The sequence below is a fragment of the Serratia quinivorans genome (genome assembly GCF_052113645.1).
Taxonomy (GTDB): Bacteria; Pseudomonadota; Gammaproteobacteria; order Enterobacterales; family Enterobacteriaceae; genus Serratia; species Serratia quinivorans_B.
The window spans coordinates 53,810-77,379 of the sequence record NZ_JBIEIU010000009.1 but is presented as its reverse complement, the minus strand read 5'-3'; the positions used below and the strand labels follow the sequence as shown (position 1 = coordinate 77,379).

Annotated in this window: 21 protein-coding genes and 2 tRNA genes; 3 read left to right on the top strand and 20 right to left on the bottom strand. The window is 54.9% G+C overall.

Annotation, left to right across the window (positions count from 1 at the left end; all coding sequences use genetic code 11):
• The first annotated feature begins 112 nt into the window (after positions 1-112).
• Positions 113-1,126, top strand: coding sequence for a luciferase-like monooxygenase (locus ACGS9J_RS17105; protein ID WP_442232036.1), 1,014 nt, complete (start codon positions 113-115; stop codon positions 1,124-1,126).
• Positions 1,127-1,205: 79 nt separating this feature from the next.
• Here the strand turns inward: ACGS9J_RS17105 and yedF are convergent, their stop codons facing one another.
• From yedF to rlmE, 19 genes are all read right to left on the bottom strand, one after another.
• A complete protein-coding gene (yedF, locus tag ACGS9J_RS17100; RefSeq protein WP_261416177.1) occupies positions 1,206-1,445 on the bottom strand; it encodes a sulfurtransferase-like selenium metabolism protein YedF in 240 nt (79 codons plus the stop codon).
• Complete coding sequence (gene yedE / locus ACGS9J_RS17095; RefSeq protein WP_442232035.1) at positions 1,442-2,656, bottom strand: selenium metabolism membrane protein YedE/FdhT; 1,215 nt, start codon at positions 2,654-2,656, stop codon at positions 1,442-1,444. Before yedE ends, yedF begins: the two co-directional genes overlap by 4 nt.
• A 147-nt stretch (positions 2,657-2,803) precedes the next feature.
• On the bottom strand, positions 2,804-4,768 hold the full coding sequence (locus ACGS9J_RS17090) for a DEAD/DEAH family ATP-dependent RNA helicase (RefSeq protein ID WP_442232034.1): 1,965 nt from the start codon (positions 4,766-4,768) through the stop codon (positions 2,804-2,806).
• A complete protein-coding gene (gene yrbN / locus ACGS9J_RS17085) occupies positions 4,758-4,832 on the bottom strand; it encodes a protein YrbN (RefSeq protein WP_223499600.1) in 75 nt (24 codons plus the stop codon). Before yrbN ends, ACGS9J_RS17090 begins: the two co-directional genes overlap by 11 nt.
• Positions 4,833-4,955: 123 nt before the next feature.
• Positions 4,956-5,840, bottom strand: coding sequence for a lipoprotein NlpI (gene nlpI, locus ACGS9J_RS17080; protein WP_012004952.1), 885 nt, complete (start codon positions 5,838-5,840; stop codon positions 4,956-4,958).
• A 128-nt stretch (positions 5,841-5,968) separates the two neighbouring features.
• On the bottom strand, positions 5,969-8,086 hold the full coding sequence (pnp, locus tag ACGS9J_RS17075; RefSeq protein ID WP_269935744.1) for a polyribonucleotide nucleotidyltransferase: 2,118 nt from the start codon (positions 8,084-8,086) through the stop codon (positions 5,969-5,971).
• 255 nt (positions 8,087-8,341) lie between these two features.
• A complete protein-coding gene (gene rpsO / locus ACGS9J_RS17070; protein WP_012004950.1) occupies positions 8,342-8,611 on the bottom strand; it encodes a 30S ribosomal protein S15 in 270 nt (89 codons plus the stop codon).
• 123 nt (positions 8,612-8,734) lie between these two features.
• The gene (gene truB / locus ACGS9J_RS17065; RefSeq protein ID WP_442232033.1) at positions 8,735-9,679 is read right to left on the bottom strand and encodes a tRNA pseudouridine(55) synthase TruB; all 945 of its coding nucleotides are present in this window, start codon (positions 9,677-9,679) and stop codon (positions 8,735-8,737) included.
• Positions 9,679-10,089 (bottom strand): 30S ribosome-binding factor RbfA, encoded by a 411-nt coding sequence (gene rbfA / locus ACGS9J_RS17060; RefSeq protein ID WP_262241346.1) that lies wholly within the window; start codon positions 10,087-10,089, stop codon positions 9,679-9,681. Before rbfA ends, truB begins: the two co-directional genes overlap by 1 nt.
• 68 nt (positions 10,090-10,157) lie before the next feature.
• Positions 10,158-12,845 carry a translation initiation factor IF-2 gene (gene infB / locus ACGS9J_RS17055; RefSeq protein ID WP_442232032.1) on the bottom strand — a complete coding sequence of 896 codons (2,688 nt, stop codon included), beginning with the start codon at positions 12,843-12,845 and terminating at the stop codon, positions 10,158-10,160.
• Positions 12,846-12,869: 24 nt separating this feature from the next.
• Entirely contained in the window at positions 12,870-14,378 is a 1,509-nt protein-coding gene (gene nusA / locus ACGS9J_RS17050; protein ID WP_262241344.1) for a transcription termination factor NusA, read from the bottom strand.
• A 21-nt stretch (positions 14,379-14,399) separates the two neighbouring features.
• Entirely contained in the window at positions 14,400-14,852 is a 453-nt protein-coding gene (rimP, locus tag ACGS9J_RS17045; RefSeq protein ID WP_071827073.1) for a ribosome maturation factor RimP, read from the bottom strand.
• 217 nt (positions 14,853-15,069) lie between these two features.
• Positions 15,070-15,146: transfer RNA gene (locus tag ACGS9J_RS17040), tRNA-Met, on the bottom strand.
• Positions 15,147-15,206: 60 nt separating this feature from the next.
• Positions 15,207-15,293, bottom strand: a tRNA-Leu gene (locus tag ACGS9J_RS17035).
• A 77-nt stretch (positions 15,294-15,370) separates the two neighbouring features.
• Positions 15,371-15,706 (bottom strand): preprotein translocase subunit SecG, encoded by a 336-nt coding sequence (gene secG / locus ACGS9J_RS17030; protein ID WP_020824951.1) that lies wholly within the window; start codon positions 15,704-15,706, stop codon positions 15,371-15,373.
• 252 nt (positions 15,707-15,958) lie between these two features.
• Positions 15,959-17,296: a phosphoglucosamine mutase gene (gene glmM, locus ACGS9J_RS17025; protein WP_442232031.1), complete on the bottom strand. Its 1,338-nt coding sequence runs from the start codon at positions 17,294-17,296 to the stop codon at positions 15,959-15,961.
• A 7-nt stretch (positions 17,297-17,303) separates the two neighbouring features.
• Positions 17,304-18,137 (bottom strand): dihydropteroate synthase, encoded by an 834-nt coding sequence (folP, locus tag ACGS9J_RS17020; protein WP_442232030.1) that lies wholly within the window; start codon positions 18,135-18,137, stop codon positions 17,304-17,306.
• A 92-nt stretch (positions 18,138-18,229) separates the two neighbouring features.
• The gene (gene ftsH / locus ACGS9J_RS17015) at positions 18,230-20,161 is read right to left on the bottom strand and encodes an ATP-dependent zinc metalloprotease FtsH (RefSeq protein ID WP_262241341.1); all 1,932 of its coding nucleotides are present in this window, start codon (positions 20,159-20,161) and stop codon (positions 18,230-18,232) included.
• 56 nt (positions 20,162-20,217) lie between these two features.
• Entirely contained in the window at positions 20,218-20,847 is a 630-nt protein-coding gene (gene rlmE / locus ACGS9J_RS17010; protein ID WP_012004940.1) for a 23S rRNA (uridine(2552)-2'-O)-methyltransferase RlmE, read from the bottom strand.
• 144 nt (positions 20,848-20,991) lie between these two features.
• On the opposite strand from rlmE, the gene yhbY reads away from it, so the two are divergent.
• Entirely contained in the window at positions 20,992-21,285 is a 294-nt protein-coding gene (gene yhbY / locus ACGS9J_RS17005) for a ribosome assembly RNA-binding protein YhbY (protein WP_004933536.1), read from the top strand.
• 114 nt (positions 21,286-21,399) lie between these two features.
• On the opposite strand, the gene greA is transcribed toward yhbY, so the two are convergent.
• Complete coding sequence (gene greA / locus ACGS9J_RS17000) at positions 21,400-21,876, bottom strand: transcription elongation factor GreA (RefSeq protein ID WP_442232029.1); 477 nt, start codon at positions 21,874-21,876, stop codon at positions 21,400-21,402.
• Between the two features lie 256 nt (positions 21,877-22,132).
• Between greA and dacB the strand changes: the two genes are divergently transcribed.
• Positions 22,133-23,566, top strand: coding sequence for a serine-type D-Ala-D-Ala carboxypeptidase (dacB, locus tag ACGS9J_RS16995; protein WP_442232028.1), 1,434 nt, complete (start codon positions 22,133-22,135; stop codon positions 23,564-23,566).
• Positions 23,567-23,570: the final 4 nt, after the last annotated feature.

The window sequence follows — 23,570 nt, the reverse complement described above, 5'->3', positions numbered from 1 at the left end:
TTTTATAACCACAAATTGGATTATGCTTTTAACACTAAAAGCACATTCTGCTTTGTAGTTTGCAGACCCCTGCAATCGCCCTTTAAGCGATCACCTTTTGATGGACGATGTCATGACTGAAAAAACTGCGGTACCGGTTTCGGTACTGGATTTATCCCCTATCCCGCAAGGGGCAAAACCGCGCGATGCTTTTCACGCTTCTTTAGATTTAGCACAACATGCCGAAAAGTGGGGTTATCAGCGCTATTGGTTGGCGGAACATCACAACATGACCGGTATCGGCAGTGCCGCCACGTCGGTCTTGCTGGGCTATCTGGCTTCCGGCACCCAGAGCATCCGCCTCGGTTCCGGCGGCGTAATGCTGCCCAACCATGCACCGCTGGTGATTGCCGAACAGTTCGGCACGCTGGAGTCTCTGTACCCTGGACGTATCGATCTGGGGCTAGGCCGCGCCCCCGGCACCGATCAGCGCACCATGATGGCACTGCGCCGTCATTTGTCCGGCGAAGTGGATAACTTCCCGCGTGACGTACAGGAATTGCAGCATTATTTCGGCGATGCACAACCGGGGCAACCGGTGCAGGCGGTACCTGGCCAAGGGTTGCACGTCCCCCTCTGGCTGCTCGGCTCCAGCCTGTACAGCGCGCAGTTGGCGGCACAACTCGGCCTGCCGTTTGCCTTCGCCTCTCACTTTGCGCCGGAGATGCTGTTCCAGGCACTGAATCTGTATCGCGATAACTTCAAAGCGTCTGAGCAGTGCCAGCAGCCGCATGCCATGGTGTGCGTCAACGTGGTGGCCGCCGACAGCGACGCCGATGCACGCTTCCTGTTTACCTCAATGCAGCAGCAGTTCATCAATCTGCGTCGTGGCTCGCCAGGCCCATTACCGGCTCCGGTGGACAATATCCACGCGCTGTGGACCGCCGGGGAACAATATGGGGTTGATCAGGCGTTGCGCATGTCGATCATCGGCAATGAAAATACCGTACGCCAGGGGCTGCAAACGCTGCTGAGCGAAACCGGCGCGGATGAAATCATGGTCAACGGCCAGATTTTTGACCATCAGGCGCGGCTGCATTCATTTGAGATTGTCGCCGGAGTGAAAGGCGAACTGGCGAAAGGGTAAGTCAGCGACGGGCTGGGAGCAATCATTTCCCTTACCGCCGGCAGTACAAAGGGGGCAGCACACCGCTGCCCCTGACAGGTCAGCGCTGGATCAGGTAGCGGATGGTGGGGCCATCCTGCTGAATATCCAACACTTTGTAACCGTGATTCCGCGCGTCAAGCGGGATGTTGTTGATTGACTGCGGACAGTCGCTGATCACCTCAAGGATCTCTCCCGGTTTCAACTGCGGCATCGCCTCCAGCGTCGCCACGGCCGGGTAGGGGCAAGGCTCACCCAGCATGTCCAACCGGTAATCCGGCACTATCACCGCTTGCTTCATGACACACTCCTCAAATTAACCACCTGCGCATCCGGTTTAGCGCGGAAAAAGCGTTTCTCCCACCACAGCATGGCGGCAAACGCCAACCCCAGCAGCAGGTAAGTCACCAGCAGGCCGCCGATCGGCCCGAAAGTATCCAACAGATTGATCTTGTCGTAGTCAGTGGCCAACGCAGGGGCCAAATCATCCCAGTAGTAAGCCAGCAGGGTCGCGCCGATGATGTTACCCAGCCCCACCCACCAATAATGCACCTGTCCTTCCACCGCGCGGTACATCCAGCCGGTCTCACAACCGCCGGCCAGCACGATACCGAACCCAAACAGCAGCCCGCCCAACACGGCATTGGGGCCGGCCCACATGATTTTTGGTGCGACGCCCAACTGCACGTAGCTGAAAATGCCGATGGCGCTCACCGCCATACCGATAATGATCGCTTTCGCCATATGAGTACGTCCGGTGATCCACAAATCGCGGAAGGCGGAAGTGAAGCAGATCTGCGCACGTTCTATCAGCAGGCCAAAACCTATGCCGAACAGCATGGCGATGCCCAGCTTCGGCGCATCGAAAAGCGTCCAAAGTGACCAGGCTATCGACAGGCAGAAAATCACCATGCCCAGACGGAAGCGGCGGCGTGCCTGCTCCGGCTTTTGCGTCAGCGGGGCGGCGGCTTTCACCTTTTGTAATTTTACCGGGATACGAAACATCGGCAGCAGGGTGAATTTGGCACCAAAGTAGGAGCCGGCCGCGGTCGCCAGCGCGAAGAACCAGGCATGCAACGAGAACTGCGGTATGCCGGTAAAGAACGCCGCCAGGTTGCAGCCCATCGCCAGACGGGCGCCGAAACCGGCGATAATGCCGCCCAACAGCGCCTGCACGATGCGAATGCGGTGCTGCGGCTGGCGTAGCTTGATGTTATTGGCCCACAACGCGGCGGCGATACAGCCGGCAAACATGCCGATGATCATCCTGCCATCGATGCGCTGCAACGGCGTACCCTCAAGGCCGATAACCTTGAAGTAACCCCATTGCTCAGGATGCAGACCGAACCACTGCAATACATGCCCGCCCCAGCGGGTAAATTCACCGGTTACTGCCCAGAAGGTGCCGGTTAAACCGAAGTAATAGGTAGAGAGGATCCCTGCGGCAATCACCGCGGGTAAAGGTGCCCAAAAGCGCACCAGGTATTGAGACTTGAACTGCTGCCAACTCATGGCATCTCCCGTGCGTAGTATCCATAAGAAAAAACCTTATAAATGATACGCCATTTTCCCCTCCTTAACGGTGAATTTCAGGTATAAAAAAACCAGCCCGAAGGCTGGTTCTTTAGTCCGATTAACCGCGAACGGCTAAATCAGGCGTTATGCATCACCGAAGCGACGACGTGGTGCAGCCGGAGCGGCGTCATCACGACGTGGGGCGCGTTGGCCGTCACGGTTGAAGTTACCGCCACGACGTTCGCCACCGTTGCCTGCAGGTGCAGCAGCACCGCCTTCACGACGATCACCGAAAGAACGACGGCCTGGGTTTGCCCCTTCACGACGTTCGCCGTTGAATGGACGACCACCGCCACGACGCTCGCCGTTACCTGCACCAGCACCACCTTCGCGACGCTCACGACGTTCATGCGGCTGTGCATCGCCCAGCAGTTGCATGTTCATCGGCTTGTTCAGGATACGAGTACGGGTGAAGTGAGACAGGATCTCGCCCGGCATGCCTTTTGGCAGTTCGATGGTGGAGTGACCGGCGAACAGCTTGATGTTACCGATGTAACGGCTGCTGATATCACCTTCGTTAGCGATCGCGCCAACGATATGACGAACTTCAACACCGTCATCACGGCCCACTTCAATGCGGTACAGCTGCATTTCGCCAACGTCACGACGTTCACGACGTGGGCGATCTGCGCCGTCACGGCTGTCTGGACGTGCGTCACGACGACGGTCGCTACCGCGGTCGTCACGGTCGTTGAATTCACGACGCTGACGTGGTTTGAACACTGGATCCGGTGGCAGGATCAGAGGGCGTTCGCCCTGTGCCATTTTCAGCAGTGCTGCGGCCAGGGTTTCCATTTCCAGCTCTTCTTCCGGCTGCAGTTTAGCCAGCAGTGCGCGGTACATGTCCAGATCGCTGCTTTCCAGCTGTTGCTGTACTTTAGCGGCGAACTTGGCCAGACGACGCTCACCCAGCAGTTCTGCATTTGGCAGTTCAACTTCTGGAATGGTCAGCTTCATGGTGCGTTCGATGTTGCGCAGCAGGCGGCGTTCGCGGTTTTCTACGAACAACAGCGCACGGCCGGCACGACCTGCACGACCGGTACGGCCGATACGGTGAACGTAAGACTCTGAATCCATAGGGATGTCATAGTTTACCACCAGGCTGATACGCTCAACGTCCAGACCACGAGCAGCAACGTCGGTCGCGATCAGGATGTCCAGACGACCATCTTTCAGGCGCTCCAGGGTCTGCTCACGCAGTGCCTGGTTCATGTCGCCGTTCAGTGCTGCGCTGCTGTAACCGCTGCGCTCCAGCGCTTCGGCCACTTCCAGGGTAGCGTTTTTGGTACGAACGAAGATGATCGCCGCATCAAAGTCTTCCGCTTCCAGGAAACGCACCAGCGCATCGTTTTTACGCATGCCCTGCACAGTCCAGTAGCTCTGGCTGATGTCCGGACGGGTAGTGATGCTGGATTGGATGCGCACTTCCTGCGGCTCTTTCATAAAGCGGCGGGTAATGCGACGGATCGCTTCCGGCATGGTTGCAGAGAACAGCGCGGTCTGATGTTCAGCCGGGATCTCCGCCATGATGGTTTCTACGTCTTCGATAAAGCCCATGCGCAGCATTTCGTCGGCTTCATCCAGCACCAGACCGCTCAGGTTAGAGAGGTTCAGGGTGCCACGCTTCAGGTGGTCCAGCAGACGGCCTGGAGTCCCTACTACGATTTGCGGGCCCTGACGCAGAGCGCGCAGCTGCACGTCATAACGCTGGCCGCCGTACAGGGCCACGACGTTAACGCCATGCATGTGTTTGGAGAAATCGGTCATCGCTTCCGCAACCTGAACCGCCAGTTCGCGGGTCGGTGCCAGCACCAGGATCTGAGGTGCCTTCAGGGAAGCGTCAAGGTTGTGCAGCAGTGGCAGCGAGAATGCTGCAGTTTTACCGCTACCGGTCTGTGCCATGCCCAGCACATCACGGCCGTTCAACAGGTGAGGAATACACTCAGCCTGGATCGGTGACGGTTTTTCGTAGCCCAGATCGGTCAGGGCAGAAATGATCGGAGCAGACAGCCCCAGGTCAGCAAAAGAGGTTTCAAGCTCAGTAGTCATGTACACGTGCCTCATTAATAATGGCAGCCAGTCTACATAACTCGTCGAGAAAATTTTCAGTCATTTTCATTGAAAAGTGTGAACCGGCTCAAATTAGATTATAAAACGAACAAAAAAGCCCTCGCCCGTTAAGACGATAACTTTGGCAAAAAAACCAATGTATATCAGGCTGATAGTTGTTCGTCAGCTATTGCTGGTCCGATTCCGATAGGTCGTCTTGTTCTTGGCCTAACAGCGCCAATTCCAACAATGCATAGCGGTGCTCAACGAAGTTATGAACGTTGTTAGCGACCGTCAGTTTGAACAGCGCCGAAGCGGTGTCCTTGTCCCCCAGACTTAGGTAGTGCTTACCTAAATAGAAGTCAGTTTCACTGAGATGCTCAGCGAGCGAAGTGTTATCCGTTGCATCTGCCTTGAGCCTTTCCATCAGCGTTTTTTCACTGATGTTGCCCAGGTAGAATTCGACAATATTCCATCCCCATTGCCCTCGGTTCGCTTTGTCATAACGCTGCTGGAGCGCTACGTCAGCCTTCTTGGGATCGATTTCTCTTTCCACAAGATAAAGCCACAACGAACGGAAGGGATCGTTTGGGTCGTCTTGATAAAACGCCTGCAGATCATCCTGCGCCAACGGGAAGCGGCCGCCATAATACAGTGCGATGCCCCGGTTTAAACGCGCGTAATTGTAAGTTGGATCAAGCTCTAGTACAGAATCAAACGCTTCATAGGCAGCATCAAAATTGCCTGCCTGCGTTAAGTAAATGCCCAGGTAGTTGAAAACTTCTGGCATATCAGGACGTATCGCCAGCGCTTGCGAGAAATCATTGCGCGCCAGTGCACGTAGCCCGAGGCTATCATACAGTACACCGCGCTCATATAAAAGCTGCGCACGCTCATCGTCCGTCAGTGCCCGGCTGGCAAGTATTTGTTCCATGCGCGCCAGGATCACTTCCTGCTGCAGAGTTGGCTGCAACGGGATCGCCAAAACTTCGTCTTTACGCCAATCATGGTTGCTGCATCCTGCCAGCATGAGTGCTGTCGCAACGTAACACCAGCGCAAGAAAGGCTTCATTTCCCACTCCCGAAGACAAACATTGGATGAACATCCTTTCATCCGTTTGCTAATACGCAGGCATCCTACCCGCGCGATACGAACAGCTCCCAACCCCATGGCCGGGAGCTGTAAATCTATCTATACAGTTATTCTGCTTCAGGCGCAGGTGAACCTGCTTCTGGCGCGGTCGCTTCTTTGATGCTCAGACGCACGCGGCCCTGACGGTCAACTTCCAGTACCTTAACCGGCACTTCCTGACCCATCTGCAGATAGTCGGTCACTTTCTCAACGCGCTTGTCAGCGATTTGAGAGATGTGCACCAGACCTTCTTTACCACCGCCGATCGCCACGAATGCGCCGAAATCAACGATACGGGTGACTTTACCCTGGTAAATACGGCCCACTTCGATCTCAGCGGTGATCTCTTCGATGCGGCGAATCGCGAATTTCGCTTTCTCACCGTCGGTAGCAGCGATTTTAACTGTACCATCATCTTCGATTTCAATGGTAGTGCCGGTCTCTTCGGTCAACGCACGAATGACAGAACCGCCTTTACCAATTACGTCTTTGATCTTGTCCGGGTTGATTCGGATAGTGTGGATACGTGGTGCGAACTGAGAGATATCGCCACGCGGAGTGCTGATAGCCTGTTCCATAACGCCCAGGATGTGCAGACGCGCGCCCTTGGCCTGGTTCAGAGCAACCTGCATGATTTCGCGGGTGATGCCTTCAATTTTAATGTCCATCTGCAGCGCGGTGATACCATCACGGCTACCGGCTACTTTGAAGTCCATGTCGCCCAGGTGATCTTCGTCACCCAGAATGTCGGACAGAACAACAAAGTTGTCTTGTTCTTTCACCAGGCCCATTGCGATACCCGCAACGGCGGCTTTGATTGGCACACCTGCGTCCATCAGCGCCAGAGAAGCGCCACAGACGGAAGCCATGGAAGAAGAACCGTTGGATTCGGTGATTTCGGAAACCACACGCACCGTGTACGGGAAATCTTCTGCTTTAGGCATCATAGCCAATACGCCGCGTTTCGCCAGGCGACCGTGACCAATTTCACGACGTTTAGGCGAACCCACCATCCCGGTCTCACCAACGGAGTACGGAGGGAAGTTGTAGTGGAACAGGAAGCTGTCGGTCTTCTCGCCCATCAGCTCATCCAGGTTCTGCGCGTCACGGGCAGTACCCAGAGTGGCGGTCACCAGAGCCTGAGTTTCACCACGGGTGAACAGTGCGGAACCGTGGGTACGCGGCAGCACGCCGGTGCGCACGTCCAGACCACGGATCATGTCTTTTTCGCGGCCGTCGATACGCGGCTCGCCACGCAGCACACGGCTACGCACGACGTTTTTCTCAACGCTGCCCAGGATGTCCTGAATTTCAGACGCGTCCAAGGTTTCGTCCTGTGCCAGCAGGGTTTCAACAACGCTGCTCTTGATCGCATCTACCTGAGCGTAACGCTCTTGTTTTTCGGTGATGTGATAAGCGTCGCCCAGGCGGCCTTCTGCCAGTTCTGCAACACGCGCGTGCAGCGCTTCGTTGACGGCAGGTGCCTGCCAATCCCACTTGGGTTTACCGGCTTCGGCAACCAGGGAGTTGATGTTCTCGATAACGATCTGCTGTTGCTCGTGGCCAAAGACCACAGCGCCCAGCATTTGATCTTCGCTCAGAACGTCAGCTTCGGATTCAACCATCAGCACTGCGCCAGCGGTACCGGCAACCACCAGGTCCAGGCTGCTTTCTTTCAGCTCGTCGGTAGTCGGGTTCAGCACGTACTGGTTGTTGATGTAACCCACGCGAGCAGAACCGATTGGGCCGTTGAACGGAATACCGGACAGGCTCAGGGCTGCAGAGGCGCCGATCATCGCAACGATGTCAGGGTTAACCTGCGGGTTTACGGAAACTACGGTCGCGATCACCTGAACTTCGTTCAGGAAGCTGTCCGGGAACAGAGGACGGATCGGACGGTCAATCAGGCGGGAGGTCAGGGTTTCGCCTTCGCTCGGACGGCCTTCACGACGGAAGAAGCTGCCCGGGATACGACCAGCAGCGTAGGTACGCTCCTGATAGTTTACGGTCAGTGGGAAGAAGCTCTGGCCTGGTTTGGCTTTTTTCTGGCCAACCACGGTAACGAATACGGCGGTGTCATCCATGCTTACCATAACGGCAGCAGTGGCTTGACGAGCCATCATACCGGTCTCGATGGTGACGGTATGCTGGCCATATTGGAATTTGCGAATGATCGGTGTCAGCAAAATTATATCCTTAGATTAGGCGCGCAATCGCATTGACGACTCGACACGCCAGTGACTCGATTTGCCTTCTCACTACATCCTCGCGACTAATGACAATCCTTATCTCAAGCCTGAGACAAAGCCTCTCATTAGCCGCGCGAACCTCTGTAATGGAAGATCCTGTTTGGAAACATCAGTAATACATTAACCTGATTTGCTTATGCTTCCTAGAAGAAAGGGGCCCTAATAGGCCCCTTTCCGCTGAAACTCGCTAGATTAGCGACGCAGACCCAGACGCTCGATCAGGCTGGTGTAACGTGCTACATCTTTACGCTTCAGGTAGTCCAGCAGCTTACGACGCTGAGAAACCATACGCAGCAGACCACGACGGCTGTGGTGATCTTTTTTGTGCTCTGAGAAGTGGCCTTGCAGATGGTTGATCTGCGCAGTCAACAGGGCAACCTGAACTTCGGAAGAACCGCTGTCGTTAGTACCACGACCGAAATCAGCTACGATTTTAGCTTTAGCTTCAACACTTAGAGACATTGTCATACTCCAGATTATAGATAATAAATACAGGCGCCGATCTCTAATTCAGCAACCCAATGCATAAGCTGCGCCATTCTACCCTTAGCGCAGAGCGATCGCAAGGCAGTGCGTTTTCTACCCTTAGTCGAAATATTCGACTACCAGGCGGCGCGGTGCCACACGACCGTCATCGGCAATATCGCCCACGCCGATAAATTTACGCTCTTCGCCTTCGGTGATACGTACCATGCCCGAGGCCGGTGCGCCGGCAACCTGCACCGGTTGCCCCTGCTTGACGTAGCCCGCCACCACCGGCAACAAATTCACTTCCGGGTAGTTCTCTACCGGGCTATCCATTGGCATCAGCAGCGGATCAAGCAGCTCGGCCGGCGCGATTTCTTGCGCCTGCGCCTGCTCCAGCAATTCGTTCAACTGCTCAAGCGTGACCATACGTTCGGTCGGATAGGTCGCCACCTGCAGACGACGCAGGTAGATCACGTGCGCGCCACACCCCAGCAACTCACCGAGGTCATCGGTAATGGTGCGGATGTAGGTGCCTTTCGAGCAATGAATTTCCAGCTCCAGTTCATCCCCTTCCCAGCGAATAAACTGCAGTTCGTAAACGGTGATGCTGCGCGCTTCGCGCGGGACTTCGATACCCTGGCGAGCATACTCATAGAGTTTTTTGCCCTGGTATTTCAGCGCCGAATACATCGAAGGCACCTGCTTGATATCGCCGCGGAAGCTGTCCAGCGCCACATCGAGTTGCGCCTGAGTGAAATTCACCGGGCGTTCCTGCACGATCTGGCCGTCGGCATCCGAGGTATCGGTACGCTGACCCAGTCGGGCAATAACGCGATAGCGTTTGTCGGAGTCGAGCAGAAACTGTGAGAACTTGGTCGCCTCACCGAGGCAAATCGGCAACATGCCGGTCGCCAGCGGGTCGAGCGCGCCGGTGTGGCCCGCACGATTGGCGTTATAGAGGCGCTTTACTTTTTGCAGGGCGTCGTTGGACGACAGGCCCTGCGGTTTGTCCAGCAACAGGACGCCGTGGATATCACGGCCGCGGCGACGAGGGCGACTCATTAAGCCTCCTCGTCATCGCCTGATGCGGAACGGCGTTCGGCGTCGTTCTTCACTACGTTGGTCACCAGGTTGGACATACGCATGCCTTCAACCAGGGAGTTGTCGTAAGCGAAGGTCAGCTCAGGTACCACGCGCAGGCGCATGGCTTTACCCAGCAACGTACGGATGTAACCGGAAGCGTCTTGCAGCGCTTTGATACCGTTCGGCACCAATTCCGGATCCGCGTTTTCGGTCAACACGTTCAGGAAGGTGACATAAACTTTGGCGTAGGCCAAATCACGCGAAACTTCTACACCAGAAACGGTAGCCATGCCGATACGCGGATCTTTGACTTCACGCTGCAGAATGATAGCAATCTCTTTTTGCATCTCTTGTGCCACGCGCTGACCGCGGCTGAATTCTTTTGCCATTATGGATTCTCCAGACAAATCGGGGGGCACAAGGCCCCCCAGAAAAGACTTAAGCAGATGTGCTAGCGTTAAGCGATGGTGCGTTGGATCTCGATGATTTCGAATACTTCGATCATGTCACCGACGCGCACGTCGTTGTAGTTCTTAACGCCGATACCACATTCCATGCCGTTACGGACTTCGTTAACGTCATCTTTGAAGCGGCGCAGGGATTCCAGCTCGCCTTCATAGATAACCACGTTGTCGCGCAGAACACGGATTGGGTTGTGACGCTTGATGTTACCTTCGGTAACCATACAACCGGCAATAGCACCGAATTTAGGTGATTTGAACACGTCACGCACTTCGGCCAGACCGATGATCTGCTGCTTGTACTCAGGCGCCAACATACCGCTCATCGCCTGCTTCACTTCGTCGATCAGGTTATAGATCACGGAGTAGTAACGCAGATCCAGGCTTTCTGCTTCAATCACGCGGCGCGCAGAAGCGTCGGCACGGACGTTGAAGCCCAGGATGATGGCGTTGGAAGCTGCGGCCAGCGTTGCGTCGGTTTCAGTGATACCACCCACGCCAGAGCCAACAATCTTCACTTTCACTTCGTCGGTAGAGAGTTTCAACAGTGAATCCATGATGGCTTCACAAGAACCCTGTACGTCGGATTTCAGTACGATGTTCAGCTCAGAAACTTCACCGTCGGTCATGTTCGCAAACATGTTTTCCAGTTTGGATTTCTGCTGACGCGCCAGTTTGACTTCGCGGAACTTGCCTTGACGGTACAGCGCAACTTCACGCGCTTTCTTCTCGTCACGCACCACGGTCGCTTCATCACCGGCGGCAGGAACGCTGGACAGGCCCAGGATCTCAACCGGAATAGAAGGACCCGCAGAGGTCACTTCGCGGCCCAGTTCGTCACGCATCGCACGCACGCGGCCGTATTCGAAGCCACACAGAACGATATCGCCTTTGTTCAGCGTACCTTCCTGTACCAGAACGGTAGCTACCGGACCACGACCTTTATCCAGGAAGGATTCGATAACCACGCCGCTGGCCATGCCGCTGCGTACCGCTTTCAGTTCGAGAACTTCGGACTGCAGCAGGATAGCGTTCAGCAGTTCGTCGATACCGGTACCGGCTTTCGCAGATACGTGAACGAACTGTGCTTCACCGCCCCACTCTTCCGGCATAACGCCGTACTGGGACAGTTCTTGCTTAACGCGGTCCGGATCGGCTTCCGGCTTGTCAATTTTGTTCACTGCAACCACCAACGGCACCTGCGCTGCTTTCGCATGCTGGATAGCTTCGATGGTTTGCGGCATCACGCCGTCGTCGGCAGCAACAACCAGAACAACGATGTCAGTCGCCTGAGCACCACGGGCACGCATTGAAGTAAAGGCTGCGTGGCCTGGGGTATCCAGGAAGGTGATCATGCCGTTGTCGGTTTCTACGTGGTAAGCACCGATATGCTGGGTAATACCGCCGGCCTCGCCTGCTGCCACCTTGGTGGAGCGGATGTAGTCCAGCAAAGAAGTTTTACCGTGGTCAACGTGGCCCATGATGGTCACAACTGGCGCACGTGGCTCAGCCGCTGCACCGGTATCACGGTCGCTCATCAGCGCTTCTTCCAGCTCGTTCTCACGACGCAGGATAACTTTGTGGCCCATCTCTTCGGCAACCAGCTGTGCGGTTTCCTGATCGATGACCTGGTTGATGGTGGCCATTGCGCCCAGCTTCATCATAGCTTTGATGACCTGAGAGCCTTTAACCGCCATCTTGTTAGCCAGTTCGGCTACGGTGATGGTTTCGCCGATCACAACGTCACGGTTAACCACCTGAGCCGGCTTGTTGAAGCCCTGCTGCAGAGTGCTTGGCTTGCGCTTGCCTTTACCACCACGGGTAACGGCGCGCGCTTCTTCACGGTCTGCTTTAGACTCGGAAAGTTTGCTGCCTTTCTTCTGCTTGGTCGCTTTACCGCCACGGGTGCGGCTGCGGCGTTCGCCTTCAACTTTGGCGTCGTTTTCGTCTTCAGCTGCACGGGCGTGCTGAGAGGTGGTCACGTGGTAATCGGCTGTTTCAACCGCAGCGCTTGCTGCTTCAGCTTCGGCCCACTTCTCACCGTTCTCTTCAGCCATGCGGCGAGCTTCTTCCGCTACGCGTTTGGCGTCTTCTTCGACCTTACGGCGAACTTCCTCTTCCGCTTTACGTTTCAGTTCAGCGGCTTCGGCTTCACGGCGTGCTTTTTCTGCCTGAGCTGGCTTGGTCATTTCGTCGGTATGTTGATTCGTCACTTTTTCTTTTTCCGCTGAATTACGCTTAGCAATCTCCGCGGCCTCACGTTTGGCTTGCTCTTCGGCTGCGCGCTTCGCTTCTGCTTCGCGTTTCGCTAGCTCTTCCGCTTCGCGCTGTGCCTGCTCTTCCGCTTCACGCTGTGCCTGCTCTGCCGCTTCAGCCTGTTGGGCTTCTGGCGTATCGCGATTTACATAAGTGCGTTTCTTGCGGACCTCAATTTGCACCGATTTACTTTTACCGCCGGTGCTCGGAATATTCAAGGTGCTGCGCGTTTTGCGCTGCAACGTGAGCTTACCAGGCGCGCTACCGTGTTCACGGTTCAGGTGCGCCAGTAAGGCTTCTTTCTCGTGTTGGGTTACAGAGTCTGTCTCAGACTTGTTAATCCCTGCATCAGCAAACTGCTGTACCAGGCGATCAACTGGAGTCTGAATCTCTGCTGCCAGCGATTTTACGGTTACATCTGTCGTCATGCTGTTCCTTCCTGCTACAGTTTATTACGCGTTGTCGCCAAACCAACAGATATTACGTGCGGCCATAATCAGCTCGCCGGCTTGCTCGTCGCTAAGCCCTTCAATATCAGCCAGATCGTCAACACCCTGCTCGGCAAGATCTTCCAGCGTACAAACCCCACGCGCGGCCAGTTTAAAGGCCATGCTGCGCTCAAGACCCGACAGGTTGAGCAAATCGTCAGCAGGTTTTTGGTCGCCCAGGCTTTCTTCTTGGGCCAGGGCCAGCGTGGTCAATGCAGCTTTGGCGCGATCGCGCAACGCTTCAACCATATCTTCATCCAGACCGTCGATTTCCAGCAGCTCTTTGATTGGCACGTAAGCCAATTCTTCCAGCGTAGAGAAGCCTTCTTCAACCAGTACGGTGGCGAAATCTTCGTCGATATCAAGATACTTGGTGAAGGTATCAATGGCGGCATGAGCTTCGGCCTGGTGCTTGGCCTGCAGATCGTCCGCCGTCATCACGTTCAGTTCCCAACGGTCGTCGTCACGGTGTTGTTTTAACAGCTGGGATGCCAAACGCACGTTTTGGCCATTACGGCCGATCGCCTGTGCCAGATTGCTGGCTTCAACGGCGATATCCATAGTGCAATTATCTTCATCAACCACGATCGAGGCAACGTCTGCCGGTGCCATGGCGTTGATGACGAACTGCGCAGGGTTATCATCCCACAGGATGATGTCGATACGTTCACCGCCGAGCTCGCTCGAAACGGCCTGAACGCGCGCACCGCGCATACCTACGCAAGCGCCGACTGGGTCGATGCGTTTGTCGTTGGTTTTCACTGCAATTTTCGCACGGGAGCCTGGATCGCGGGCTGCCGCTTTAATTTCAATCACTTCTTCGCCGATTTCCGGGACTTCGATGCGGAACAGTTCTTTCAGCATCTCGGCGCTGGAGCGGCTGACGAACAGCTGCGCGCCACGGGCTTCGGGACGAACGGCGTACAGGATACCGCGGATACGGTCGCCCGGACGGAAGTTTTCGCGTGGCAGCATGTCTTCACGGCCAATTACCGCTTCGGCGTTGCTGCCCAGATCCAGCGCAATGCTGTCACGGTTAACTTTCTTCACCACGCCGGTGACGATTTCACCTTCGTGCTGACGGAAAGCGTCAACGACCATCGCGCGCTCGGCTTCACGTACTTTCTGTACGATAACCTGTTTCGCGGTCTGAGTAGTGATACGGTCGAAGGTCACAGATTCAATCTGATCTTCGATGTAACCGCCCAGCTCGATGCCTGGCTCTTCATACTGCGCAGCTTCCAGCGTGATTTCACGCGTTGGCTGAGTCACTTCATCTACGGCAACCCAGCGGCGGAAGGTGTCGAAATCGCCCGTTTTGCGGTCAATGCTGACGCGAACTTCGATTTCCTGCTCGTATTTTTTCTTGGTGGCGGTGGCTAATGCGGTTTCCAGCGCTTCGAAAATCTTCTCACGCGGAAGGGATTTTTCATTGGAAACAGCTTCAACAACAGCCAGAATCTCTTTATTCATCCTAGTTGCCTCATCCAAACTTTAAAAGTGGGGTACCAGGTTCGCTTTCTGGATATTGCTCAGCGCGAACACTTCATCTTTCCCTTCCACAGTAACCGTGATCATCTCGCCATCGACAGACTTGATAATGCCCTGCCATTTGCGACGGTTCTGTACGGCCATGCGCAGGACCAAGCTGACTTCATCACCGAGGAAACGAGTATAGTGTTCGGCGGTGAACATCGGGCGATCAAGGCCAGGAGAGGAGACTTCCAAGTTGTAAGCGACTGTGATTGGCTCTTCGACGTCCAATACAGCGCTGACCTGGTGGCTGACATCAGCGCAATCGTCAACATTGATGCCGTTTTCACTGTCAATATAGATACGGAGCGTCGATTGGCGCGCACGAATAAATTCGATGCCTACAAGTTCAAAGCCCAACGCTTCTACCGGTGCCGAAAGCATCTCTGTTAATTTTTGCTCTAATGTGGACAAGCCCACCCCCAAGACATAAAAAAAGGGCTTAATAGCCCAGTGATTCTGTTGCCAAATAACAAAAAACCCCGAAAATTCGGGGCTTTATGCAACTGGACCCTGTTTGCCGCTAAGCGGCTTCGGTGCAACTTTCTAACAAGTGTCATTTTCAAATGTTGATCGAGAAAAGCGGAATTCAATCGAAAAGTGTATTTGAAAATAAACACTTAAAGGAAAGTGGTTGCGGGGGCCGGATTTGAACCGACGACCTTCGGGTTATGAGCCCGACGAGCTACCAGGCTGCTCCACCCCGCGTCCGAAAACGTGGCAAATATTACGCCGATAATCGCAAAATTGCAAGTTATCTCTGGGATTTGGTACCGAGGATGGGACTCGAACCCACAAGCCCGTTAGGGCACTACCACCTCAAGGTAGCGTGTCTACCAATTCCACCACCTCGGTACTGATTCTTACTGCTAACGGCTGTTATTTTATTGAGGTAACAACAACCGTTTTCAAACTCTGTTACTGCATGCTGCTTACTGCGGGATATCGCTGCTCGGCTTGGTTGGTGCCGCCGGCGCGGTAGTCTGCTCAGATTTCACTGGCTGACCCAGGTTTTCCCACTCGCTGCCTTTCTTGCTCTGGTTGGTGCTCAGGTTGCCCAGGATCAGACTGATGACGAAGAACAACGTCGCCAGCACAGCCGTCATGCGGGTCATGAAGTTACCGGAACCGCTCGAACCGAACAATGTGCCAGAAGCACCTGCTCCGAATGAGGCTCCCATATCAGCGCCTTTACCTTGCTGCAGCATAATCAGAGCAACCAGCCCGATTGAGATCAGCAGGAAAATTACCAGAAGAGCTTCGTACATAGTTGTACCCGTATCCTTGCGGCTTCACCGCGTGCCAAATGCTTCACACCCCAAAGGCTTCTAATTCTATTAAGAAGTCGCAGGCGTTATATCAAACTGCCCACTGAAGCGGGTGTGAATACTAACCAAAGGCGCCAAACCACGCAAGGGCAATTTGCAGCCACCAGCGCGTTTGCGGAAAAAAACACCAATAAAATTCGCAGGCTGTGATTTCCGGGGACATCCGTTGCCCCCGGACGGATCAAAGCTGCGTTAACCCGCAGATTTCACAGCGTCGGCAATACGATGTGCCAGCGCGGTCACCTGTTGCTCGTCCTCGCCTTCCACCATGACGCGGATCAGCGGTTCGGTACCGGATTTACGCAACAGAACGCGGCCGCGGCCGGCCAGTTCAGTTTCGACCTGTTCGGTGACTTTACGCACCTCATCAGACTCCAGCGGGTTGTGCTCGCCAACAAAACGCACATTAACCAGGATCTGCGGCAGCAATTTCATGCCGCTGCACAGGTCGTGCAGGCTCATGTTATTGCGGACGATCGCCGTCAATACCTGCAGACCGGCAACGATACCGTCACCGGTGGTGGTTTTGTCCAGCAGGATCACGTGGCCGGAGTTTTCCGCACCGATGCGCCACCCCAGTTCCTGCAGCTTCTCCAGAACGTAGCGGTCACCGACTTTAGCGCGGGCGAATGGAATGCCCAACTGCTTGAGCGCCAGCTCCAGCCCCATGTTGCTCATCAGCGTACCCACAGCGCCACCGCGCAATTGGCCCTGACGCAACCCTTCACGAGCGATGATATAAAGGATCTGGTCGCCGTCCACCTTGTGGCCAAGGTGATCAACCATCATCACGCGGTCGCCGTCACCGTCAAACGCCAAGCCGACGTGTGCTTTTTCCAGCAACACGCGTTCTTGCAACTGACGAACGTCGGTTGCGCCGCATTTTTCATTGATGTTCATGCCATCCGGCTCAACGCCGATGGCAATTACCGTAGCCCCCAGCTCACGCAGCACGCTAGGCGCAATGTGATAGGTCGCGCCGTTGGCGCAGTCCACCACGATTTTCAGGCCCTTCAGGCTCAGTTCGCTCGGGAAGGTCCCTTTGCAGAATTCGATATAACGACCGGCAGCATCGATGATCCGGCTGGCCTTGCCCAATTCTGACGATTCGACGCAGGTCAGCGGTTTTTCCATTTCAGCTTCAATGGCTTCTTCGACATGGTCCGGCAGTTTTGCCCCGTCAATGGAGAAGAATTTAATGCCATTGTCGTAAAACGGGTTATGCGATGCCGAGATCACAATACCGGCTTCCGCACGGAAGGTACGCGTCAAATACGCCACTGCCGGCGTCGGCATTGGGCCAGTGAAGGAGGCTGACAATCCCGCAGCCGCGAGGCCTGCTTCCAGCGCCGACTCCAACATGTAGCCTGAGATGCGAGTATCTTTGCCGATAATAATTTTACGAGAGCCGTGACGTGCCAGTACCTTCCCTGCCGCCCAGCCAAGCTTCAGAACGAAATCGGGGGTAATAGGACTCTCACCGACCTTGCCACGAATGCCATCGGTACCAAAATATTTGCGCTCGCTCATGTCTCTATCATCCCTTTGCCGAAATGGTTGCCTCGACGACACGCATCGCCTCGACGGTTTCTTTAACGTCATGCACTCTGACAATCTGTGCGCCTTGCATGGCGGCAATGACCGCACAGGCCACGCTGCCGATAACCCGCTGATCAGGTGGCACATTCAGCAGTTGCCCAATCATCGACTTACGCGACATCCCCACCAACAGTGGCAGCCCGAAGTGATGAAACTCTGACAATCTGGCCAGAAGCTGATAATTGTGCGCTAAATTCTTACCGAAACCGAACCCTGGGTCGAGCAGCAATTTCTGATTTGTCATCCCCGCCGCGTTGCAGCGTTCAATATGCCGCTGGAAAAAGGCATTCACATCGCCAATAAGATCATCATAGTGTGGCGCCTGCTGCATGGTCCGTGGCTCGCCCTGCATGTGCATCAGGCACACCGGCAGCCCGCTTTCCGCCGCAGCGGCCAATGCCCCCGGCTCCTGCAATGAGCGAACGTCGTTGATCAAATGCGCACCGGCCTTCGCCGACTCGCGGATCACCCCCGCTTTCGAGGTATCCACCGAGATAAAAACTTCAAAACGTCGGGCAATAGCTTCAACGACCGGTACCACGCGAGCGATCTCTTCATCTTCACTGACCTCTGCCGCTCCCGGTCTGGTCGACTCGCCCCCCACATCAATCATGGTAGCACCAGCTGAAATCAGCGCATGCGCATGCAGTAACGCCTGATTGAGCTGGTTGTGTTGGCCACCGTCAGAAAAAGAATCCGGGGTCACGTTGAGGATCCCCATAACTCGCGGATGGGAAAGATCGAGAGTCATGTCTCGCACGGTTAACTGCATCGCTAATCCACCTTACTGTTGCCTGGTTCACTGCCCGCCGGGCAATAAAAAACCCCGGCATGCCGGGGTTCGATGTTATTACACAGCCAAAGTTACTTGTCTAGCTGTTCAGACATGGTATTGCCTGGGTTTGGCGTGCGCGGTTCATCAACCGGCGTCGGGGCTTTTGGTGTGCCTCCGTTGTCGGAGTTGCTGCCCTTGCCCACATCGTCCCAACCCGCTGGCGGACGCACGTCTTTACGATTCATCAGATCGTCAATCTGTGGCGCATCGATGGTTTCATACTTCATCAGGGCGTCCTTCATTGAATGCAGGATGTCCATGTTTTCCATCAACAACGCACGCGCTCGCACATAGTTGCGTTCAATCAGGGATTTTACTTCCTGGTCGATGATGCGCGCGGTTTCGTCCGACATGTGTTTCGCCTTGGCCACTGAACGGCCCAGGAACACTTCGCCCTCTTCTTCAGCATACAGCAATGGCCCCAGCTTCTCGGAGAAGCCCCATTGGGTCACCATGTTGCGGGCAATCGAGGTCGCCACTTTAATGTCGTTCGACGCACCGGTAGAGACTTTCTCTGGCCCGTAAATGATCTCTTCAGCCAGACGGCCACCGTACAGCGTGGAGATTTGGCTCTCCAGCTTCTGACGGCTAGCGCTGATCGCGTCCCCTTCCGGCAGGAAGAAGGTCACGCCCAACGCACGGCCACGAGGAATAATCGTCACCTTGTGCACCGGATCGTGCTCAGGCACCAGACGACCAATAATGGCGTGGCCTGCTTCGTGGTACGCGGTCGACTCTTTCTGCGCTTCGGTCATCACCATGGAGCGACGTTCCGCACCCATCATGATTTTGTCTTTGGCTTTTTCGAACTCAACCATCGACACGACGCGTTTGTTACCGCGAGCGGCAAACAGTGCGGCTTCGTTGACCAGGTTAGCCAGGTCAGCACCGGAGAAGCCCGGAGTACCGCGAGCCAGTACGGACGCATCAACATCGGGTGCCAATGGCACGCGGCGTGAATGCACCTTAAGGATTTGCTCACGACCACGCACGTCCGGCAAGCCCACTACCACCTGACGGTCGAAACGGCCTGGACGCAGCAGCGCCGGATCAAGCACGTCTGGACGGTTGGTCGCAGCGATAACGATAATGCCTTCGTTGCCTTCAAAGCCGTCCATCTCAACCAGCATCTGGTTCAGCGTTTGCTCACGTTCATCATGACCGCCACCCAGACCGGCGCCACGTTGGCGACCGACGGCGTCGATTTCATCGATAAAGATGATGCACGGTGCCGCTTTCTTAGCCTGCTCGAACATGTCACGCACACGGGAAGCACCGACACCCACAAACATTTCCACGAAGTCAGAACCGGAAATGGTGAAGAACGGTACTTTCGCCTCACCGGCGATAGCTTTCGCCAGCAGGGTTTTACCTGTCCCCGGCGGGCCAACCATCAGCACGCCTTTCGGGATCTTGCCGCCCAGCTTCTGGAAACGGCTCGGCTCACGCAGGTATTCCACCAGTTCGCTCACTTCGTCTTTTGCTTCGTCACAACCGGCAACGTCAGCAAAAGTGGTTTTGATCTGGTCTTCCGTCAGCATGCGTGCCTTGCTCTTGCCGAAGGACATCGCGCCCTTGCCGCCGCCGCCCTGCATTTGACGCATGAAGAAGATCCAGACCCCGATCAGCAACAGCATCGGGAACCATGAAATAAAGATAGAAGCCAGCAAACTCGGCTCTTCAGGCGGTTCACCAACAACTTTCACATTTTTGGTTAACAACGTATCCAGCAACTTAGGATCGTTGACAGGGATGTAGGTCGTGTATTTGTTACTGTCTTTCTTGGTAACGTTAATTTCACGTCCATTGATTCGCGCTTCGCGAACCTGATCTTGGGTCAGTTCGGACATGAAGGTAGAGTAATCCACCCTACGGCCATTCGACTCGCTGGGCCCAAAGCTCTGGAATACAGACATCAACACTACCGCGATGACTAACCAGAGAATTAGGTTTTTCGCCATGTCACTCAAGGGATTAACCTCATATTACAACTGTGTTAACAAACAGCGTTAGGGTACTACAGCTTGCGCCCTGTCGCTACAATGTACACTTCGCGCGAACGTGCGCGGGAAGCGTCTGGCTTACGAATCTTAACCTTCGTAAACAGGGAGCGAATTTCCCGTAGGTACTCGTCAAAGCCATCTCCCTGGAACACCTTCACCAGGAAACTTCCGCCTGGTGCGAGGACATCACGACACATTCCCAGTGCTAATTCCACCAGATACATCGATCTTGGAATATCGACGGCCGGAGTGCCACTCATATTCGGGGCCATGTCAGACATGACCACCTGAACCTTACTTTCACCTACACGTTCCAACAGAGCCTTGAGCACCAGTTCATCACGAAAATCGCCCTGAAGGAAATCGACGCCAACGATAGGATCCATTGGCAAAATATCACAGGCAATAATGCGGCCGGAACCGCCGATCTGGGTCACGACATACTGCGACCAACCACCCGGCGCCGCACCTAAATCCACTACGGTCATGCCAGGTTTAAACAGTTTGTCACTCTGCTGTATTTCATCAAGTTTAAACCAGGCGCGCGAACGTAGCCCTTTTTTCTGCGCCTGTTGCACATATTTATCGCTAAAGTGTTCTTGTAACCAGCGACTGGAGCTAGCAGAACGCTTTTTATTAGCCATCTCGTTTTCCAACTATCATAAAAAGAGTCTTAATGTCAGGTTCGCAGCTCTTGTAGACTCGCACCGGTGAAGACCGATTTGGTGATATACATGAGATGGCGGTAGAATGTACCGTTTTCAATCCCAACTTAAGCAAAAAAGACAATGAATCTGAATAATAAACAAAAACAGCACCTGAAAGGCCTGGCGCATCCGTTAAAACCGGTTGTCATGCTGGGTAATAACGGTCTCACCGAAGGGGTGCTGGCTGAAATTGAACAGGCTCTGGAGCATCATGAGCTGATCAAGGTAAAAATCGCTGCTGAAGATCGCGAGACCAAAACCCTGATCGCCGACGCTATCGTGCGTGAAACGGGTGCCTGCAATGTGCAAGTCATCGGCAGTACGCTTATTCTTTACCGCCCGTCTAAAGAGCGCAAGATCAGTCTACCGCGTTAATAAGCATTGGGTTAACGAAAAGGTGCCATGCACCTGATTCAGATAAAAGGCCGCGCGCGGCCTTTTTCCTTTCTTTACAAAACCCTGCCGATTTTCTGAACGATTGGAAGGCTATCAGAGATATTCAACCTTCAAGATCTCATAATCGACATCGCCGCCCGGGGTTTTTATCACCACCACATCGTCTTGTTCTTTGCCGATCAAACCACGCGCCATAGGCGAATTCACCGAAATCAGATTTTTCTTGAAATCGGCCTCGTCGTCGCCAACGATGCGGTAAGTCACTTCTTCTTCGCTATCCAGGTTCATCACCGATACGGTGGAGCCAAAAATCACGCGGCCATTGTTTGGCATCTTGGTGATATCGATCACCTGCGCGTTCGACAGCTTGGCTTCAATTTCCTGGATACGCCCTTCACAGAATCCCTGCTGCTCACGAGCCGCATGGTACTCTGCGTTTTCTTTCAAATCGCCGTGTTCACGGGCGTCAGCGATATCCGCAATAATTTTCGGACGGCGCACGCCTTTCAAAAATTCGAGTTCTTCGCGCAGTTTCTCAGCGCCAAACAAGGTCATCGGAATCTGTTTCATAGTATAAATACCTCTAAATCTTTCCTGTTCAAATAGCCGTCATCCTGACGTATTCGTATGAAAAAACGGTGGGTACATGCCCCCCGCCTCCAGGCGACAAACAAAAGAAACCTGACTCGGAACCTTTGCCCAAGTCAGGATCGATTTTGCATTTTGATACGCATTTTAGCCTAGAGTTCCTTGAGGGTCATCGTTTACTTTTTCCCTGAATGCACCGTAGTATGACGGCACGTTATCCAGCTGTTATCCCGAGATTATGCGTTTTTCACGAATTGTCAGTGCATTGGCTTGCGCATTTGTTCTGAATGCAAATGCGGCCCCGGTCGAAGATTACACACAATATTTGCCTGATGGGGCCAACCTTGCCCTGGTAGTTCAGAAGATCGGCGCTAGCGCACCGACCATCGATTACCATTCTCAGCAAATGGCGCTGCCGGCCAGTACCCAAAAAGTGCTGACCGCGTTGGCTGCATTGTTGCAGCTCGGCCCAGACTATCGCTTCTCCACCACGCTGGAGAGCCAGGGCGATATCAGCGACGGTGTGCTGCGCGGCAATCTGATTGCCCGCTTCGGCGGCGATCCGACCTTTAAACGCCAGAGCCTGCGCAATATGGTGGCGATCCTGAAAAAACAGGGCGTGCGCCAGATTACCGGCGATGTGCTGGTCGATACTTCGGTATTCGCCAGCCATGACAAAGCCCCCGGCTGGCCATGGAACGACCTGACGCAGTGCTTCAGCGCACCGCCGGCGGCAGCGATCGTCGACCGCAACTGTTTCTCGGTGTCGCTGTACAGCGCGACCAACCCGGGCGATATGGCCTTTATTCGCGTTGCATCCTATTACCCGGTCAATATGTTCAGCCAGGTACGCACCCTGGCGAAAGGGTCTGCGGACGCGCAATACTGCGAACTGGATGTGGTGCCAGGCGAATTGAACCGCTTTACCCTGACCGGCTGCCTGACCCAACGCAGCGATCCGCTGCCACTGGCCTTCGCCATTCAGGATGGTGCCAGCTATGCCGGGGCAATCCTGAAAGATGAGCTGACCCAGGCCGGCATTCAGATCGACGGGCACCTGAAGCGTCAAACGCAGCCGGGCCTGAAGGGAACGGTGATTGCACAGACTCAATCAGCGCCGCTGCACGAGTTGCTGAAGATCATGCTGAAGAAATCGGACAACATGATCGCCGATACCGTATTTCGCACCATCGGCCATGAACGTTTTGGCGTTCCGGGCACCTGGCGTGCCGGCGCAGATGCAGTGCGGCAGGTACTGCGCCAGAAGGCCGGAGTGGATCTGGGCAACAGCATAGTGGTGGACGGCTCCGGCCTCTCGCGCCATAACCTGCTGGCCCCGGCGACCATGATGCAGGCGCTGCAATACATTGCGCAGCATGACAGCGAGCTGAACTTTATTTCGATGCTGCCACTGTCCGGCTACGACGGGACCCTGCGCTATCGCGGCGGGCTGCATGAAGCCGGTGTCGACGGCAAGGTGTCCGCCAAAACCGGCGCGCTGCAGGGCGTGTATAACCTGGCCGGGTTTATCACTACCGCCAGCGGCCAACGTTTTGCTTTCGTACAGTATCTGTCAGGCTATGCCGTACCGCCGGAAGATCAAAAACAGCGTCGCGCGCCACTGGTGCGTTTCGAAAGCCGCCTGTACCGGGATATTTATCAGAATAACTGAGGGT